13 protein-coding genes are annotated in these 18,140 nt (G+C 35.8%); 11 read left to right on the forward strand and 2 right to left on the reverse strand.

The genetic code is table 11. The features are described 5' to 3' along the window. The 9 genes from PXC01_RS05120 to scpA all read left to right on the forward strand — a co-directional run. A partial coding sequence (locus tag PXC01_RS05120) for a T9SS type B sorting domain-containing protein (protein WP_276471255.1) occupies window positions 1–1,916 on the forward strand: 1,916 nt, incomplete at its 5' end. Between the two features lie 3 nt (window positions 1,917–1,919). Continuing rightward, window positions 1,920–2,870, forward strand: coding sequence for a PorP/SprF family type IX secretion system membrane protein (locus PXC01_RS05125; RefSeq protein ID WP_276471256.1), 951 nt, complete (start codon window positions 1,920–1,922; stop codon window positions 2,868–2,870). Window positions 2,871–2,880: 10 nt separating this feature from the next. After that, window positions 2,881–4,794: an OmpA family protein gene (locus PXC01_RS05130; protein ID WP_276471257.1), complete on the forward strand. Its 1,914-nt coding sequence runs from the start codon at window positions 2,881–2,883 to the stop codon at window positions 4,792–4,794. A gap of 280 nt (window positions 4,795–5,074) precedes the next feature. After that, on the forward strand, window positions 5,075–7,369 hold the full coding sequence (locus PXC01_RS05135) for a PAS domain-containing sensor histidine kinase (protein ID WP_276471258.1): 2,295 nt from the start codon (window positions 5,075–5,077) through the stop codon (window positions 7,367–7,369). A gap of 11 nt (window positions 7,370–7,380) precedes the next feature. Then, complete coding sequence (locus PXC01_RS05140) at window positions 7,381–7,797, forward strand: response regulator (protein WP_276471259.1); 417 nt, start codon at window positions 7,381–7,383, stop codon at window positions 7,795–7,797. A gap of 104 nt (window positions 7,798–7,901) precedes the next feature. Continuing rightward, entirely contained in the window at window positions 7,902–8,054 is a 153-nt protein-coding gene (locus PXC01_RS05145) for a YqaE/Pmp3 family membrane protein (protein WP_036151377.1), read from the forward strand. 263 nt (window positions 8,055–8,317) lie between these two features. Then, window positions 8,318–9,127 (forward strand): DUF6503 family protein, encoded by an 810-nt coding sequence (locus PXC01_RS05150; RefSeq protein WP_276471260.1) that lies wholly within the window; start codon window positions 8,318–8,320, stop codon window positions 9,125–9,127. A 219-nt stretch (window positions 9,128–9,346) separates the two neighbouring features. Then, the gene (locus PXC01_RS05155) at window positions 9,347–10,720 is read left to right on the forward strand and encodes a methylmalonyl-CoA mutase subunit beta (RefSeq protein ID WP_276471261.1); all 1,374 of its coding nucleotides are present in this window, start codon (window positions 9,347–9,349) and stop codon (window positions 10,718–10,720) included. Further along, the gene (gene scpA / locus PXC01_RS05160; RefSeq protein WP_276471262.1) at window positions 10,713–12,875 is read left to right on the forward strand and encodes a methylmalonyl-CoA mutase; all 2,163 of its coding nucleotides are present in this window, start codon (window positions 10,713–10,715) and stop codon (window positions 12,873–12,875) included. Before PXC01_RS05155 ends, scpA begins: the two co-directional genes overlap by 8 nt. A gap of 76 nt (window positions 12,876–12,951) precedes the next feature. On the opposite strand, the gene PXC01_RS05165 is transcribed toward scpA, so the two are convergent. Beyond that, complete coding sequence (locus tag PXC01_RS05165) at window positions 12,952–14,196, reverse strand: MFS transporter (RefSeq protein ID WP_276471263.1); 1,245 nt, start codon at window positions 14,194–14,196, stop codon at window positions 12,952–12,954. A gap of 236 nt (window positions 14,197–14,432) precedes the next feature. On the opposite strand from PXC01_RS05165, the gene PXC01_RS05170 reads away from it, so the two are divergent. Then, complete coding sequence (locus tag PXC01_RS05170) at window positions 14,433–15,005, forward strand: RidA family protein (RefSeq protein ID WP_276471264.1); 573 nt, start codon at window positions 14,433–14,435, stop codon at window positions 15,003–15,005. 479 nt (window positions 15,006–15,484) lie between these two features. Here the strand turns inward: PXC01_RS05170 and PXC01_RS05175 are convergent, their stop codons facing one another. Continuing rightward, the gene (locus tag PXC01_RS05175) at window positions 15,485–16,234 is read right to left on the reverse strand and encodes a hypothetical protein (protein ID WP_276471265.1); all 750 of its coding nucleotides are present in this window, start codon (window positions 16,232–16,234) and stop codon (window positions 15,485–15,487) included. Between the two features lie 483 nt (window positions 16,235–16,717). Here PXC01_RS05175 and PXC01_RS05180 point away from each other — a divergent pair, with 483 nt between their 5' ends. Next, the gene (locus PXC01_RS05180; RefSeq protein ID WP_276471266.1) at window positions 16,718–18,130 is read left to right on the forward strand and encodes an arginine decarboxylase; all 1,413 of its coding nucleotides are present in this window, start codon (window positions 16,718–16,720) and stop codon (window positions 18,128–18,130) included. Window positions 18,131–18,140 lie beyond the last annotated feature (10 nt).

An 18,140-nucleotide genomic window follows, 5' to 3' on the forward strand; every position in this document is an offset into this window, starting at 1 on the left:
GCGCAACATTCACGAATGCGGACTTGTTCGCACAATTAACGGGTTCACCGGATACCGGCGGAACGTGGACGGACAATGGTGATGGCACGCATACGTATACTGTGGCAGCAACATCACCTTGTACAACCGATGATGTAAGTATCGTAACCGTAACCGAGCAGGTACAACCTAATGCGGGAATCGACGGGACATTGAATATTTGCGAAGGCGCAACATTCACGAATGCGGACTTGTTCGCACAATTAACGGGTTCACCGGATACCGGCGGAACGTGGACGGACAATGGTGATGGCACGCATACGTATACTGTGGCAGCAACATCACCTTGTACAACCGATGATGTAAGTATCGTAACCGTAACCGAGCAGGTACAACCTAATGCGGGAATCGACGGGACATTGAATATTTGCGAAGGCGCAACATTCACGAATGCGGACTTGTTCGCACAATTAACGGGTTCACCGGATACCGGCGGAACGTGGACGGACAATGGTGATGGCACGCATACGTATACTGTGGCAGCAACATCACCTTGTACAACCGATGACGAAAGCATCGTAACGGTAACCGAACAAGCACTACCGAATGCGGGAATCGATGGAACATTGAATATTTGCGAAGGTGATACGATTACCAATACAGCCCTATTTGCTCAATTAAGCGGATCTCCTGATACTGGTGGTTCGTGGACCGATAATGGTAACAACACATACACATATACCGTAGCCTCCATACTGCCTTGCTCCATTAACGATACAAGTATGGTTACTGTGGTATTTGATCAAACCGATAGCAATGGTAATGGAGTAGTAGATTGTCAAGAAACAATTATAGTGCTTCCGATAATAACTATAGATGACATAACCTCAGATAACATTGTCAACGAAAATGAATCTCAAGGTCAGATCAATGTAACGGGAAGGGTTACAGGTGATTTTTCTGAAGGTGATCTAGTAACCTTGACCATTCATAATACCAATTATACTGGTCCTGTAGATGCAAACGGGTTTTTTAATATCTCGGTTTCTGGTTCAGATTTAGTGGAGGACAATGATTTAAGTATTCTAGGTACGGTCACCACGATAACTTTAGATGGTAATACAGGTTCATCGTCAGTACAACATCCGTATACCATTGATATAGATCCACCTTTGGTAGATAGTTTTGAAACAATGGACACATACCCTATTCTACTTGGTTTAGGGAGTCCGAATGAGATATTGAATATTACTGTTGAGGTAGGTGATACGGGTATATTTTTAGAATATGTTATTAATACGGATATCAATGGTATTTGGGAAATTGATACAGAAACGAATCAACCGGACAATGCTTCATTTCCAGTTATAGAACCAGAATTAATTTTATTTATCACCGCTGAAGACATAGCAGGAAATCAAGGTTTGGGCGAAGTAACTATAATTACAAGTGACGAACCTCTTGATAATGATAATGACGGACTTACAGATGAAGAAGAAATTAGAATAGGTACTGATCCAAATAATCCTGATACGGATGGAGACGGAATCATGGACGGACAAGAGATTATGGATGGTACGGATCCATTGAACGCTTGTGATTCAATTGGTGGTACACCGCCAAAATCCAGTAACTGCGATATTTATGTTGAAATGGATTTAGTGAAACCAGGGGGCATAATTAATAATTCATTTGAGATTATCAACATTGAAAGATTTCCTGAAAACTCTGTAAAAATCTACAATAGATACGGTGTGTTGGTTTGGGAAATGGAAAGTTATAATAATGAAAATAGATCATTTGATGGGGTTTCCGAGGGCAGAATTACCATCAATAAGAATGAAAAATTACCTGCTGGCACCTATTATTATGATATCTATTATACAGCTAATGGCACGGAAAAATTATTAACTGGTTACCTATATCTAGTACAATAAAACATGAAGAAGATAAACAATATAGTCTTTTTGATATTTACCATGGTTTTAGGTGGTCAGTTTTTTGTGCATGCCCAACAAGATGCGCAGTATACACAATACATGTACAATACATTCTCGGTTAATCCGGCGTATGCAGGATCTAGAGATGTATTAAGTATATCTGCATTGCACAGGTCACAATGGGTAGGAAGAGATGGTGCTCCTAATACACAAACACTAAGTGTACACGGACCTTCTTCTGATAAAGTGGGGCTTGGTCTATCTATTGTTCATGATGAAATAGGGAACAACACCAATCAAAATACATATATTGACGCTGCTTTTTCGTATACATTGAAGACCTCTGATAATAATAAATTGTCATTTGGGTTAAAGGCTGGCGGACACTTATTAAATTTAGATTTTAACAATCTTAGAAATTTTAGTGCCGGCGGTACTGCCATTACCGATAGTGATCTTTATAAAAAATTTACTCCCAATTTTGGAGCAGGTCTGTACTACCATAACGATCAATTTTATGCAGGTTTGTCCATACCTAATTTTTTCCAGACAGAGCATTTTGATAGCGCTGATGGTAATGATAACCTTGTATCTGTAGATAGAATGACCTGGTATTTAATATCAGGGTATGTTTTTGAAATGTCATCGGCTTTAAAATTTAAACCTGCTTTTCTATTGAAGGCAACATCAGGTGCACCGTTACAAGCGGATATTTCGGCTAATTTTTTGTTGAACGATAAGTTTTCAATGGGTGCCGCCTATAGATGGGATGCCGCGTTGAGTGCGTTGTTCGGATTTCAAATGACACCGGAATTTATGCTGGGGCTGGCTTATGATAGTGATATATCTGAACTGGGAGGCACCAAGTTTAACAATGGTTCTTTTGAGGTGTTTCTTAGATATGAGTTCATTAAAAAAGATAAAATTGATTTGACCCCTAGATTCTTTTAAATAACCGATAATGAAAGTTAAAACATATATAGTTCTCTTTTCGTTGCTTTTTATTGCTAGCCTGTGTTACGCACAGCGAGACAATAAAAGTTCAGGTACTGATAATTTTGAGCATTATGGGTACATGGGCAAAGAATCTACCTATGAAGAGTTGAGTAAAAAAGGCATGTCAAATGAAGATATATGTAAAAACTTGGGTAATGAAGCTTATTTAAGGGCAAAGTATGATGAAGCTAGTTATTGGTATGCAAAATTGTTAGAGATCAATAGCTCAACAATCGATCCGGATTACATGTACAGATATGCACAATCTTTAAAATCGATCAATAATTACAAAGATTCCGAGGTTTGGATGAAAAAGTTCAAAAAAGCGAAAAAGAATGATGTAAGAGCTTTAAAGTATGATAAAGGTGTAGGCTATTTTGATGAATTAATGACCGCTTCAAATGAGTATACCATTGAGAATTTGACCTCGGTCAATTCAAAAGAATCAGATTTTGCTCCTTCGTTCTATAAAGATTTTATCGTGTTTTCTACTGCTAGGGATTTAGAAACCACTTCGCGTAGTGCCACACCTTATTTAAACTTGTATAAAACAACACGTCCGGAACAAGGCGAATATAGTACGGCAACTCATTTTTCAGATGAGTTGAAATCGGTAGCTAATGAATCTTCTACCAGCTTTTCCCAAGATGGTAACACCATGTATTTTACAAGGAATAATTATAAGAAAGGATCCTTTAATAGAGACAAAAAAGGGGTTAGCAGATTAAAAATTTATAGAAGTACGTTCAAGGATGGCAAATGGGGGAATATAGAAGATTTGCCATTTAACAGTGATTTGTATTCTGTTGCGCATCCGGCACTGAGTAAGAAAGGTGATAAATTGTATTTTTCTTCTGATATGCCCGGAACTCTAGGGGCATCGGACATTTTTGTAGTGGATATTCATACTGATGGAAGTTTTGGAACACCGGTAAATTTAGGTTCCAAAATCAATACCGAGAGCAAAGAGACTTTTCCGTTTATTACAGCATCGGACGTTTTGTATTTTGCATCTGACGGCCATCCTGGTTTGGGAGGACTGGATATTTTTTCTATCGATTTGGCGAATCAAGGCGCGGTCAAGAATTTAGGAAATCCAATTAATAGTGCTAATGATGATTTTTCAATGATATTTGATGAAACGACCAATTCAGGTTTTTTTGCATCGGATCGAAACGGAGGATTAGGTGCAGATGATATTTACGCTCTTAAGACAATTGATTGTATGGTGACCATTACAGGTATCGCGGTCGATAAAGATTCGGACAAACCATTACCGTTTGCAACCGTACACGGAAAAAATAATTTTGGAGGAAATATAGGGGAAGCCACTACCAATGCTCAGGGTAAATATACTTTAGAGATACCATGTCAAGAAAGTCAATATACCATTATTGCCAATCTAGAGGGCTATGAAGAAGGTTCGTTGTTCATGTTTACTACACCAGATGAAAAGAGTATAACAAATGCCCGTGTGGTATTGGAAGAAAGTAGCAAAGTGGCGGTAATTGGGGCAGATTTGGTAAAGGTGTTAAAATTAGCACCAATTTATTTTGATTTAAACAGTTCTTATTTACGTGATGATGCTTTTTCTAATTTGGACAAGGTAGTTGCATACATGAAAAAAAGACCGGAAGTCAAGGTAGAAGTGGGTTCACATACAGATAGTAGGGAAGAGGATAATTATAATCTTTGGCTTTCTGATCGTAGGGCAAAAAGAACAGTGGAGTACATAATAGCTGCAGGTATAGAGCCTGGGCGCATATCCGGTAAAGGTTATGGGGAAACCCAAATAATAAACAAATGCGCAAACGGAATTATTTGTTCAGATAGAGACCATCAGTTAAATAGACGCTCAGAATTTATATTGATAGAATAGGATTTTTCCCTTGTAATATCACATTTCTTTCTTGTGTAATAGAAAAATTAAATGTGATATTTAAAAAAATAGTATCGTATTATTGAATTATGCTCAATAGGGAGTTCTTATTTTATCATATTGTTTTTTTTTAAGCTAATTGACTTATATTTTGAGTGTTAGGTAAGGCAATTAGTTTATGGTTCTCTAATCTATTGAAAAATAGTAACATTAGTGCCATTTAGTATATATCAGTAATTTATTACTATTTTTAAAAGAAATTCTTGTTAAAAATTTAAAATTGAATCAGTTACATACCGACAACATGCTTCTGGAAAGGCATCACCAAATTTTTATAGAACAAACTCCAACAGCTATTGCTATGTTAAACAAAGACATGGTCTATCTAGCTGTTTCTAAAAGATGGTTGAAAGATTTTAAACTAGAGGGGCAAGATATTGTTGGCAAATCTCACTATGATGTTTTTCCTGAAATAGGAGATGATTGGAAAGCTAAGCATCAACAATGTTTACAAGGTGCAATAGATATATGTGACGAAGCACCTTTTTATCGTAAAGATGGGTCCATTCAATGGATTTATTGGGATGTAAGACCATGGTATAATGCTGAAGGAGAAATTGGCGGACTCTTAATGCACACTGGCGATATTACAGAGAAAAAAGAGAAAGAGCTTCAGCAAAAACGTGTAGACTCCATTTTAAAAGATACTAGCGAGTTAGCACGGATAGGTACTTGGGAAATGGACCTACATACCAATGAAATAACTTGGAGCAAAATAATCTATGATATATACGGAGTATCTGAAGATTACATACCAAATATAGCCACTAATCTTGAATTTAGTAAAAATGAACAGACTAGGGCCTTGGTAGAAACTGCCGTAGAAAATTTAATGGAAAAAGGAATTTCTGTAAATATTGAATATGAAATAATAAATGCAGTTGGAGAATTAAAACTGGTTAAAGTAATAGGCAAGGTTGAATATATTGAAGGTGTTGCTTCAAGATTGTTCGGTATAATACAGGATGTTACGCGCATTAAGGAATCTGAAACTAAACTTAAAAAGGCCCATAAAGAACTGGAGACAATTTTTAACTCCAAATCCATTGCCCTGATAACAACGGATAAAGATGGAATAATAAATCGTTTTAACAGTGGCGCAGAAGAATTATTAGGGTATACCTCTGAAGAAGTGATAGGTAAGCACAGGCCTGAATTATATTTGCTTGAAGAGGAGCAAGAGCAATTTAGAAATGATATGATTGCCCAGTTTGGTGGTGATGTTACTAATAGCAATTTTAACTACCGTAATGAAAACATCAATGATACAAGACAATGGACGTTTAAGCATAAAAATGGTTCTATGTTTTCTACGCTTACTTCAATTACGGCAATTAATACTAATGAGGGTGTAAACGAAGGTTTTATCGCAGTAGCTACAGATATATCTAAAATTAAGAAGGTAAAGAATGAACTGCGCAACAAAAATGAGCTGCTAAATCTTGCTGAGGAAATTAGTTTAATGGGACACTGGCAATGGAACCCTATTGAGGATATTGGCTTTTGGTCAGATAACTTATTTGCCCTTTTAGATTATCACGGAGAGCCTTTTACTATTACTTTCGGTATTTATTTTGAAATGGTTCATGAAGATGATAAAGAATTGGTGTTTGAACATTTTGAAAAGGCAAAAAAGGAGAAAATATTTGGTAAGCTAACGCATAATATTATAACCTTTTCCGGTAATTTGAAGACCATTCAAATACTGGCCAATGTGATTTCCAATGAAAAAGGTGAGACAGTTGAAATGATCGGTACCTGCCAAGATGTGACCGAATTCAAAAAAACGGAACAGAATTTAATTCAAGCGAAAGACAATTTAGAAATTGTTGCCAAAAAATTAGCCTCTCAGAATAAACAATTGGCAGATTTTACACATATAACTTCCCATAATTTAAGAGCTCCTGTGGCAAATTTAAATTCTTTGATGGAAATTTATAAGCTTTCTGATGATGAGGAAGAGCGCTTAGATGTTTTTGAAAAATTCGACACTGTTATTAACCGTCTTACACTTACTTTAAATACATTGATAGAAGCCTTAAAAACCAAAACTGGCGATTCAAAAGAAGAGCTTGAAATCGTCAATTTTGAAAAGGTTCTTGAAAATACTACACAACTTTTAAGTGGTGTTATTTTGAAGTCCAACGCGGTTGTAAAATCAGATTTTTCGCAAATATCGGAAATTGAGTATAACCAAATTTATATGGACAGTATCTTCCTAAATTTAATTGGAAATGCTATAAAGTATAAAGCAAAAGATAGGACTCCGGAAATATTTATAAAGACAGAGGTAATGAATGGTAGAAATATCATTACATTTAAGGACAACGGCTTGGGTATTGATCTTGAAAGACATGGGCACAAACTATTTGGGCTCAATAAGGTTTTTCACAGACACCCAGATGCTAAGGGCGTTGGCTTGTTCCTGACAAAAACACAGGTAGAAGCTATGGGTGGTACTATTTCTGCTACTAGCGAGGTTAATGTTGGTACAACTTTTACAATAATTTTTTAATTAAGCTTGCTATGAATAATGTTTTAAAAACGTGTATTGTCGATGACGACTCCATTTATAGGTTTACCATGGTCAAAACACTTAAATCAACTAAATTGCCAATGGAAATTATGGTCTTTTCTGATGGAGAAGAAGCCATAGATTTTATGCTAGATAATCTTGATCAAGATTCTGTATTTCCTGATGTTATTTTTCTTGATATTGATATGCCGGTAATGGATGGTTTTCAATTTATGGAAGAATACGTAAAAATTAAGCCTAGAGTAGGGAAAAAAATTACCATTTACATGGTCTCATCTTCTTTAGATCCTGCCGATATAGAAAGAGCAAAGAAAATTAGCGCTATATCGGACTATATAGTAAAGCCTATTGGTTTAGATAGGTTAAGGACTATCATTGAAAGCTTGTTAGAAGAAAGGAAAGAGTAGCGGCACAAGCAAGGGATAATTGTTTTCAGGTTATGAATTAGATGAATTGAGTTAAGCTAAATGGCTTAATGACAGTATTTTTGATTGAACCTAAAAAATAAAATATGTCTTTGTTAACAATTATATTAAATATATTATTACCGCCATTAGCCGTTTTTATGAAACACGGAATTGGTACAACACTTTTAATAAGCATTTTATTGACTTTACTAGCTTGGTTGCCAGGTGTAATACATGCTTTTATAGTAAATCAATAAATAATATATTCATTCTTGTCTAACGCTGTTTGACATTGATGACCAAAACCGAGCAACTATCAAATAATGATAGTTGCTCGGTTTTTTTTATAAATTTTGGTATTACAATGTGTTATTAACATTTATTATGATTTGTAAAGAGAATCTCCATTTGTTTATGTAATAACTTTGGTGCGTTAGTGGTTCAATGCTGTAACGACTATTCAGCGTGTGCGGTCGGTTAGTATAACTGTTTTGGATTTAATTTTTGTGAATATATAGGTATGAATAACATAGTTAAAGTAGTTTTTTTTCTTATTTTTTTGAATTTTATAAGCTGTAAAGAAGGTAGTGGTACGGACAACAAAAATGCAGCCTCAGAAACTACTACCTTACAAACAAATGTTAACGAAGGAGAAGAGATTATAATGAATGCCATTAAAGCACATGGTGGTGAAATTTATGATACAGCTAACTATGAATTTGTCTTTAGGGATAAAATATATGGGTTCAATAATAAGGATGGCCATACCTACCGTCTAAACTTTAAAGATAGTTTAGGCAATACCATAGAAGACTATTTAAAAAACGGATCGTTTCGTAGAAAAGTCAATGATGAGGTAATTAACTTATCTAAAAAAGATAGTGCCATACATAGCAACGCATTGAATTCTGTCATCTATTTTGCGACATTGCCGCACAAGCTTAAGGATAAAGCAGTTCATAAAGAAAGTGTAGGCGAAACTGTCATTAAAGGTGATGACTATGATGTTGTAAGGGTTACATTTGCTAAAGAAGGTGGAGGTACGGACCATGATGATATTTTTATGTATTGGATAAACAAAAAATCGCATTATATCAATTATCTGGCTTATAGTTATAGTGTAAATGATGGTGGTGTGCGTTTTAGAAGTGCCTATAATCCTAGGACCATTGACGGTATTCGTTTTCAAGATTACATAAATTGGGCAGCTCCTGTAGGTACAGACTTAAGAGATTTACCCTCCATGTTCGAGAAAGGTGATCTAAAAGAATTATCCAGAATTGAAACAGCAAATGTGCGTAATCTTAACGCTACTGAATTTGTGGAATAACTTTTTCTATAGTGCAATGTAATTTATGTTTAAGTCTATCATGCTTTAACGATTACCATTCATAATGGTGTTCATCACTATCCTTATAGAATTTTGAATGCAATACCCCGTAGACTTGTTTTGAGGTTGTTTACTTATTGTATATTTGAGAGATTGCGTTAAATTCAGTTTTAATAGATAAATCAATAGAACTTGTTTTTTAATTAAACTCTGTCTTGTATGAAGGGTGAAACCTTATTTGAAAATTTTAAAGCCATCTCTGAAAAAGAATGGAAACAGAAAATTCAATATGATTTAAAGGGTAAGGATTATAATGAAATGGTGGTATGGAATTCTCCCGAGGGAATCAAAGTAAAACCTTTCTATCATGCCGATGATCTAAAACATATAACCCTTAAATCTACACCGGTCTCTTCTTGGAGAATTGGTCAATCAATTTATGCCGGCAATGCAATAATGGCCAATGAAAAGGCACTTAGAAGCATACAGAAAGGGGCTGAAGCGCTTCGTTTTTTAATACCGGAAGCATCTGTAAATATTGACACTATTTTGAACAATATTGATTTAAGTACAATAAAAGTGTATTTAAATATGCAATTTTTGTCCAAAGAGTTTATAGTTAAAGCTCTTGCCAAATATCCTCGATCAAAAAAATTACATTTTCAAATCGATCCCATTGGTAACTTGGCAAAATCCGGTAATTGGTATGCGTCAATGTCTTCAGATACGCTATTGGTCAAAGATCTAGTTTCAAACGAGATTGAAAATTTACTTAGTATAGATGTATCGCTTTATGAAAATGCAGGGGCAGATATGGTACAACAACTGGCTTATGCAATGTCCCATGCAAATGAGTATTTAAATATATTGTTAGAAAGCAACGCTCTTTCTAAATTAAAAAGTATAGATTTCAATGTAGCGGTAGGGGGTAATTATTTTTTTGAGATTGCCAAGCTGAAAGCATTGCGTAACCTTTGGCAGGTTTTAGCCAGTGCCTATGACATTTCTGTTCCTTGCCATATTGTTGCGGAGCCAAGCAAACGAAACAAGACTATTTATGACTACAATGTAAATATGCTGAGAACCACTACAGAATCTATGTCTGCTGTTCTGGGCGGATCTGAAACGGTTTTCAATCTTAACTATAATGCCATATATAAAAAGGATAATGATTTTGCCGATCGCATAGCTATAAATCAGCTTATATTGTTGAAGGAAGAAAGTTATTTTGATAAGGTAGAAAACCCTGCAGAAGGTAGTTATTATATAGAAACCTTAACCAATCAATTGTCAGAAAAAGCATTGTTATTGTTTAAGTCAATTGAAAAAGACGGTGGCTTATTAAAGCAGTTAAAAAACCATACTGTTCAGCATAAAATTGCTGACAGCGCACAAAAACAACAGGAAAAGTTTAACGCCAAAAAGATAGTGCTGGTAGGTACAAACGCATATACCAATGAAAACGATAAAATGGCGCATGAGTTAGAACTGTATCCGTTCGTAAAAAAGAATCCTAGAAAAACGCTGATAACACCGATCATCGAAAAAAGATTGGCGGAAGAATTTGAACAAAATCGTTTGTCACATGAGTAGAAAGGACCTACAACATATTCAGCTTGCTACTGCAAATAACAATGACAAAGACCATCTTGGTAGTACTATTGGTGAGTTAGAAACTCCGTTTACAACTGCAGAAAGCATACCGCTCAAAAAAAAATATGTAAAGGAAGATATTAAAGATATTGAGCATTTAAACTTTGCGGCAGGTATACCGCCATTTCTCCGAGGTCCCTATTCTACCATGTACGTGCTGAGACCATGGACGATCAGACAGTATGCTGGGTTTTCCACCGCCAAAGAAAGTAATGAATTTTATAGAAAAAATTTAAAAGCAGGGCAAAAAGGATTGTCTGTAGCGTTTGATTTACCTACACATAGGGGTTATGATAGTGATCATGAACGTGTAGTGGGCGATGTTGGTAAAGCAGGTGTTGCCATAGATACGGTTGAAGATATGAAAGTGCTTTTTGATGGTATACCGTTGAACGAAATGTCTGTTTCTATGACCATGAACGGTGCAGTATTGCCTATTATGGCATTCTACATTGTTGCCGCTGAAGAACAAGGGGTACTGTTAGACCACTTGGCCGGAACCATACAAAATGATATTCTTAAGGAGTTTATGGTGCGCAATACCTATATCTATCCGCCAAAGCCCTCTATGCAACTGGTGGCCGATATTTTTGAGTATACCAGTAAACACATGCCTAAATTCAATAGTATAAGCATATCTGGTTACCACATGCACGAAGCTGGTGCACCTGCCCATTTAGAATTGGCATATACGTTGTCCGATGGTTTGGAATATATTAGAACAGGAATTAAGGCAGGATTAAAGATCGACGATTTTGCCCCGAGACTTTCCTTTTTCTGGGGAATAGGGATGAACCACTTTATGGAAATCGCCAAAATGCGTGCCGCAAGAATGTTGTGGGCAAAAGTGGTGAAAGAATTTGATCCAAAGAACGAAAAATCGTTAATGCTTAGAACACATTGCCAAACCAGTGGTTGGAGCCTTACGGAACAAGACCCCTTTAATAATGTAGCCAGAACAACTATAGAAGCTGCAGCTGCCGTGTTTGGTGGCACGCAGAGTTTGCATACCAATGCATTGGATGAGGCTATAGCGCTGCCTACAGATTTCTCTGCCCGTATTGCGAGGGAAACACAAATATATCTGCAACAAGAAACCAACATGACCAAAACTGTTGATCCTTGGGCAGGTAGCTATTATGTGGAAAAATTGACCCATGACCTGGTTCATAGGGCATGGGAGCTAATGCAGGAAGTAGAGAATCTAGGCGGTATGACCAAAGCAATTGAAACAGGTATTCCTAAAACTAGAATAGAGGAAGCTGCAGCAAGAAAACAAGCAAGAATAGACAGTCAGCAAGATGTTATTGTCGGTGTAAATAAATACCAGTTGACAGAAGAAGACGAACTGCAAATCTTAGAAGTTGATAATAAAGAAGTGCGCAGGCAGCAATTAGAACGATTAAAAGAAGTAAAAGCAAGTAGGAACTCAGCTGCGGTTGCCCAACGTTTGAAAGATCTTACCACCGCCGCCAAGAAGAAAATGGACGGTAGTGAAATGGAGGAAAATTTACTAGCTTTAGCAGTGTTAGCAGCAAGGGAAAGAGCAACTTTAGGAGAAATAAGTAGTGCTTTAGAAGAAGCATTTGGCAGACATAAAGCAATAATTAATTCATTTACTGGCGTGTATTCAAGGGAAATTAAAGAAGATAGTAGTTTTAAGAAAGCACAGGAGCTGGCAGATAAGTTTGCGGAACAAGATGGTCGTAGACCACGTATTATGGTTGCCAAAATGGGACAGGACGGTCATGATCGTGGGGCAAAGGTAGTTGCTACGGGCTATGCCGATCTAGGATTCGATGTAGATATTGGTCCGCTTTTTCAGACACCGAAAGAAACGGCAAAGCAGGCTGTGGAAAATGATGTACATATTCTAGGTATCTCTTCTCTTGCAGGTGGTCATAAGACCTTGGTACCAGAAGTAGTTAAAGAACTAAAAAGCTACGGTCGTGAAGATATTATGGTCATTGTGGGGGGCGTTATACCAAAACAGGATTATGATTTTTTAAAGCAGGCCGGTGCAACTGCCGTCTTTGGTCCTGGAACCAAGATCAGTGACGCGGCTATACAATTGTTAGAATTGCTTATTGAATAGAAAGAAAGTAATTTAATAAACTGAAAATGCCCGAGCAATCAATTTGCTCGGGCATTTTTTATATGGTTCAAAGAAGTTACGCTGTAGCAACTTCTACATTGGCTTCTTTGTTCTTAAGCCAAAAATATAAAATGGTAAATAGAACTATTAATATGGCAGGAAAAAGAACCATGGTGCCTAAAGTTTCTTGACCAGATACCAACTCTAATTCATCACCTGTAAAACCTTGTGCTTCTGCGGCAGCTCTATCAGAATCTATCCATCCACCGATAATAGGTTGAAAGATAGACGTAGAGAACATACCTATGGCACCGATTATGGACATGCCCAATGCTCCTGTTTTTGGTGTTTTGGTTGCGGCAAGACCAATCATATTGGGCCAGAAGTAAGCAACACCTAACGCAAATATTATTGCGGCCACATAAGCCATGGTTCCCGTTTGGGTGCTGAATAAGTAGATGCCTATAGTAGCCAATACTGCAGATCCTAAAAGTACCCCAGTTTGGTTGAATTTTGCCACCATGCTACCGCCAAAGAAACGTGCTACTGCCATTAAACCTGCGGTTAATGCTAAGATCAAAGTAGGTTCGGCTCCACTTTTAGAAAGAATAAGCCCAACCCATTGGTTAGGTCCAAATTCAGATATAGCGGTCAGTGCCATACAGATACCTATAAATAAAAATAGCGGGGTAAACATACCTTTTAAGTTTCCGCTTATAGTAGCGGCTTCTTCCACTTTTGCTTTAGGCCAAGTTTGTCCAAAGAACAAAAATGCATAAATAACCGCTGGTATCAACAATAACCAAACTTGGCTTTGACCGGTAATGCCCATATCTGTCATAAAACCGGATAGAAGGCTACCTACAGCTATTCCGCCAGGAAACCACATGTGAAAACGGTTTAACATGGTGCTCATTCTATTACCTTTATAGGCATCTGCGATCATAGGGTTACAAGCGGCTTCGGTACACCCGTTACCTAGACCTATAAGTAGATTTGCCACTAGAAGGCCCATATAACTTCCTGAAAAAATTAATAGCAATATACCAATGGCATGTGAAAAGAATGCAAATTGCATGATTATTTTGCCGCCTACTTTATGGTAGATCAAACCACCTATTACCATTGCAATTGGGAAACCTAAAAACCACATAGATGTAATTAGACCTGCTTGGCTGGCACTTAATTCTAATTCTGTTTTTAGTTGGTCCAATATACCTGCCGCAATGGCAAATGAGAATGCCGTGGTAATTAATGCAAAACAGCTGGCGTAAAATAGCCTATTCGCATTTACTTTAGAAGTCGCTGTAGAACTTTCCATATTTAAATTGATTTAGTTGTTGTTTTGTTAATTTGCTAAACTAATAAAAATGAAATAATATCAATGCTTTTTTAGTAAAATGATACCTTAACTACGACAGAAAGCACAAAAAATAGTATTTAAACAATTTTTTATGGTTTTTATGCAATTTAGATTCCTGTAAATGAAAGGGTATTGTATTGATAATGAAGTATTAGGTAAATTGTAGCTTAATAATCATACCTAAATAATAAACTATGAAATACAGTATTTATTTACTCCTGGCCCTTTTTCTGGTCAATTGTGCAGATGCGAATAATAAAATTGATAAAAGTAAGGATGTTTCTTTAACGCCGGTAAGCACAGGTTATAATCCAGAAGCTAAAGTAGATAGTTTAGGAATTGTATATAGAGATCAAGGTACTCCTGTAGCAAATTATGTACATGCGGCAAGATCGGGTAATTTATTGTTCTTGGCCGGTAAAGGGCCAAAACAGGAAAATGGTGAAAATATAATAGGTAAGTTGGGCGATAGTCTAACCATAGAGCAAGGATACAGGGCTGCCCGTGAAGTAGGTATTAATCAATTATCTGTTTTAAAGGCGGAATTGGGTAACCTAAATAAAGTAAAAAGAATTGTAAGCGTACATGGTATGGTAAACGCTGTTCCAGATTTTAAGGACCATTCAAAAGTAATAAATGGCTATTCTGATCTAATGGTAGAAGTTTTTGGGGACAATGGAAAACATGCACGCGCTGCAGTTGGTATGGGTTCTTTACCTGGTAATATGGCTGTAGAAATAGAAATGATCGTGGAGATTTATGAATAGTAAGTTTTGTGGCTTTGAAAGTTTAAATAGCAGGTCTAAACCAATTTAATAACAGATAGTTGATGTTTGCATTATCTTTTGGCGGACTTAGAACTATAATTTTGTCGTGCCCTTTAAAAGGATACGTTCATAATTTGAGTTAGTTTGGTAAAGCCGATTTATTAAGTCGGCTTTTCTATTTATAGACAGTAATGGTCAATATCTCCTTATTCTATAAAGTTATTCGTTTTAATTTTTGTTTTCACTAAAGAAGAAAACCACCAAAAATGCGATTATTAAACAAATTGCGAAAAACCCGAAAAGATTAATATAGTTGGACATAAGTAGGAATTTTCTGCTAAACTATAAAAAGATGGGCAGGCTAATGTTCAAGTAATGTTATTTTCGATAAACGGTAACATTTTTAAATTGTTATTCTTTACATGTAAGTATAGAGGAGCTAGTTGTAGAAATATGTATTCCGGTTCTATTGATTTGCTTTATAAATCACTTAACCCTCTTTTGCTCCAAATCTCATACATAGGTTCTCCTTTGCTGTTTTTTCCGGTGTGATGCCAATCATTGCCTTTCAGCTGATAATTGAACTCAAGTTGCGCTCCAGTTCTACTATTATCCTTGGAGAAGAATTCTATATGCTCTTTGTATACTCCGTTCTGTGCTGAGTAGGTTCCTCCACCAGTGCCTGAAAACTTAAATGATTCTGTATCATAAGCTATCCATTGAAAGGTATTGTCCATTAACAGTTTCATTGTCTTTCTTGAATTTTCTTCGCCTCTTCTTTTTTGCCCATTATCAGGACCTCTAGTGGCAAAAAGCCAAGCGCCATCCAAATCTTGTGTTCTGGAGATTGTGGGATTCATAGTTAATTTTTGAAACCAATTCAATTGTAATTTTCCACCGTCCATCATTACTGGTATAGATAGTTGTCTTAAGGCATCGTTCCCAAAGTTAGAATTGAATTCCAGAAGGACTACCAATAAAGTGTTGGTGTCAGTTTTCTCGATTTGCATAAACCCACCAACAGTTTTTATGAATTTTGCGGGTTCAATTTCATATGCATTATAGATAAAATAATCATCCTTAATCTTTATTTGATGTACCGTTTCCGTACCATTATTTTGAAGGGTATCCGTATAAATTCCGTTAGGAATTTGACCATATGAAATCAAATTAATGGCAGAAATTAAAATCATAGTCGCAAATCGACGTTTTAAATGGAATTTTTTCATTTTTTTAAATTGAATTGTGTGGCATTTAAAGTATTGAAAATTAATATGTTATTTTTAAAATTAAAGTGCTTTTTATTTTTGTTTAGGTAAAAATTACTAATTATCGTAAAAAAAATAAAAATGCTTGTTTTTTCATTTTTTTTGATTTCATTTGTCCTGTCCTAAGATACAACTTTGTATGCTGGATATTTCAAGCTTTTAGCTGAACATTATGTATCGTTATTCTGTGTTCGGGTTTGAGAGAAATTGGAAGTGTTTCTCACAAATGGCTTATAAGATAGGTTGCCGATTAGTAAAGCAAACTTCCAACGTATTTTCTACTATCATGCAAAGTCAGCATGACTACTTTTTTATTCCTACTACTCAGAAGCAAATTCTGGTGTGATATCCTACTTAAATAGTTACGTTTTCTTAACTTTAAGTCTATAGGCTAGTTACTACATTTATCATAATCATATTTCATTATTATTTAATATTCAATTCATGAATACCAAATACATTGATCTTATTGATCAAACTTACTATTTTCCTCAAGAAGAATTTAATTTAGATGGTGAACATCTACAGTTTCATGGTATACCTTTAAATGAGCTGGTAAAGCAATATGGCAGCCCGTTGAAATTTACTTATTTGCCTAAAATTTCAGAGAATATTCTTAGGGCAAAAAACTGGTTTGCAAATGCTATAGAAAAAAATAATTACAAGGGTAAATATCACTATTGTTACTGTACTAAAAGCTCGCATTTTCAGCATATAATGCATGAGGCTTTAAAGAACAATATTCATATGGAAACCTCTTCTGCCTTTGATATCAATATCATTGAAAAACTAAAGGCAGATGGTAAATTAAGCAATGACACTTTTGTTATCTGTAACGGATTTAAGCGCGAAAAATACATTGATAATATTGCTCGCTTAATAAATAATGGTCATCAAAATTGTATTCCAATTATAGACAATTATGAAGAAATAGATTTACTTTCAGATGCTATCAATGACACCTTTAAAGTAGGTATTCGTATAGCATCTGAAGAAGAGCCTAAATTCGAATTTTATACTTCTCGTTTAGGTATTGGCTATAAGAATATTGTTCCTTTCTATGAGAACCAGATCAAGGATAATGATAAGGTAGAGCTTAAAATGCTTCACTTCTTCATTAATACCGGTATTCGTGACAATGCTTATTACTGGAACGAACTTGTAAAATGTCTTAAGGTTTATGTTCGTCTAAAGAAAATTTGCCCATCATTGGACAGTTTAAATATTGGTGGCGGTTTTCCTATAAAGAATACCCTGGCTTTTGAGTATGATTACCAATACATGATCAATGAAATTTTAAATCAAATCAATATCACTTGCTCAGAAGCAGATGTGCCCGTTCCTCATATTTTCACGGAATTTGGTAGCTTTACTGTAGGTGAGAGTGGTGGTGCCATTTATGAGATCTTATATCAAAAACAACAGAATGATCGCGAAAAGTGGAATATGATAGATTCTTCTTTTATAACTACGTTGCCAGATACTTGGGCAATCAATAAAAGATTTATCATGTTGCCGATCAATAGGTGGAATGATGAGTATGAGCGTGTATTGTTGGGCGGACTAACATGTGATAGCGATGATTATTATAACAGTGAGCAGAACATGAACGCTATTTATTTGCCTAAGTACAAAAGGGAAAAACCGTTGTATATAGGTTTTTTCAATACCGGTGCTTATCAAGAATCAATTGGTGGCTATGGCGGATTGCAGCATTGTTTAATTCCGCAGCCAAAACATGTATTGATTGATAAAGATGAAAACGGTAACTTCACGTACAAACTCTTTAGGTCCCAGCAAAAAGCAGAAGAACTGCTAAATATTCTGGGGTATGAGGTAGAACTGGATAATGAATAAAATAGCTCGG

This window comes from Maribacter huludaoensis (assembly GCF_029350945.1).
GTDB classification, from domain to species: domain Bacteria; phylum Bacteroidota; class Bacteroidia; order Flavobacteriales; family Flavobacteriaceae; genus Maribacter; species Maribacter huludaoensis.

Excerpts from the sequence above, each read along its gene's own strand:
- PXC01_RS05175 (WP_276471265.1), bottom strand. The coding sequence starts at position 16,234 with ATGAAAAAATTCCATTTAAAACGTCGATTTGCGACTATGATTTTAATT.
- PXC01_RS05140 (WP_276471259.1), top strand. The coding sequence starts at position 7,381 with ATGAATAATGTTTTAAAAACGTGTATTGTCGATGACGACTCCATTTAT.
- PXC01_RS05150 (WP_276471260.1), top strand. The coding sequence starts at position 8,318 with ATGAATAACATAGTTAAAGTAGTTTTTTTTCTTATTTTTTTGAATTTT.
- PXC01_RS05125 (WP_276471256.1), top strand. The coding sequence starts at position 1,920 with ATGAAGAAGATAAACAATATAGTCTTTTTGATATTTACCATGGTTTTA.
- scpA (WP_276471262.1), top strand. The coding sequence starts at position 10,713 with ATGAGTAGAAAGGACCTACAACATATTCAGCTTGCTACTGCAAATAAC.
- PXC01_RS05145 (WP_036151377.1), top strand. The coding sequence starts at position 7,902 with ATGTCTTTGTTAACAATTATATTAAATATATTATTACCGCCATTAGCC.
- PXC01_RS05155 (WP_276471261.1), top strand. The coding sequence starts at position 9,347 with ATGAAGGGTGAAACCTTATTTGAAAATTTTAAAGCCATCTCTGAAAAA.
- PXC01_RS05180 (WP_276471266.1), top strand. The coding sequence starts at position 16,718 with ATGAATACCAAATACATTGATCTTATTGATCAAACTTACTATTTTCCT.
- PXC01_RS05165 (WP_276471263.1), bottom strand. The coding sequence starts at position 14,196 with ATGGAAAGTTCTACAGCGACTTCTAAAGTAAATGCGAATAGGCTATTT.
- PXC01_RS05170 (WP_276471264.1), top strand. The coding sequence starts at position 14,433 with ATGAAATACAGTATTTATTTACTCCTGGCCCTTTTTCTGGTCAATTGT.
- PXC01_RS05130 (WP_276471257.1), top strand. The coding sequence starts at position 2,881 with ATGAAAGTTAAAACATATATAGTTCTCTTTTCGTTGCTTTTTATTGCT.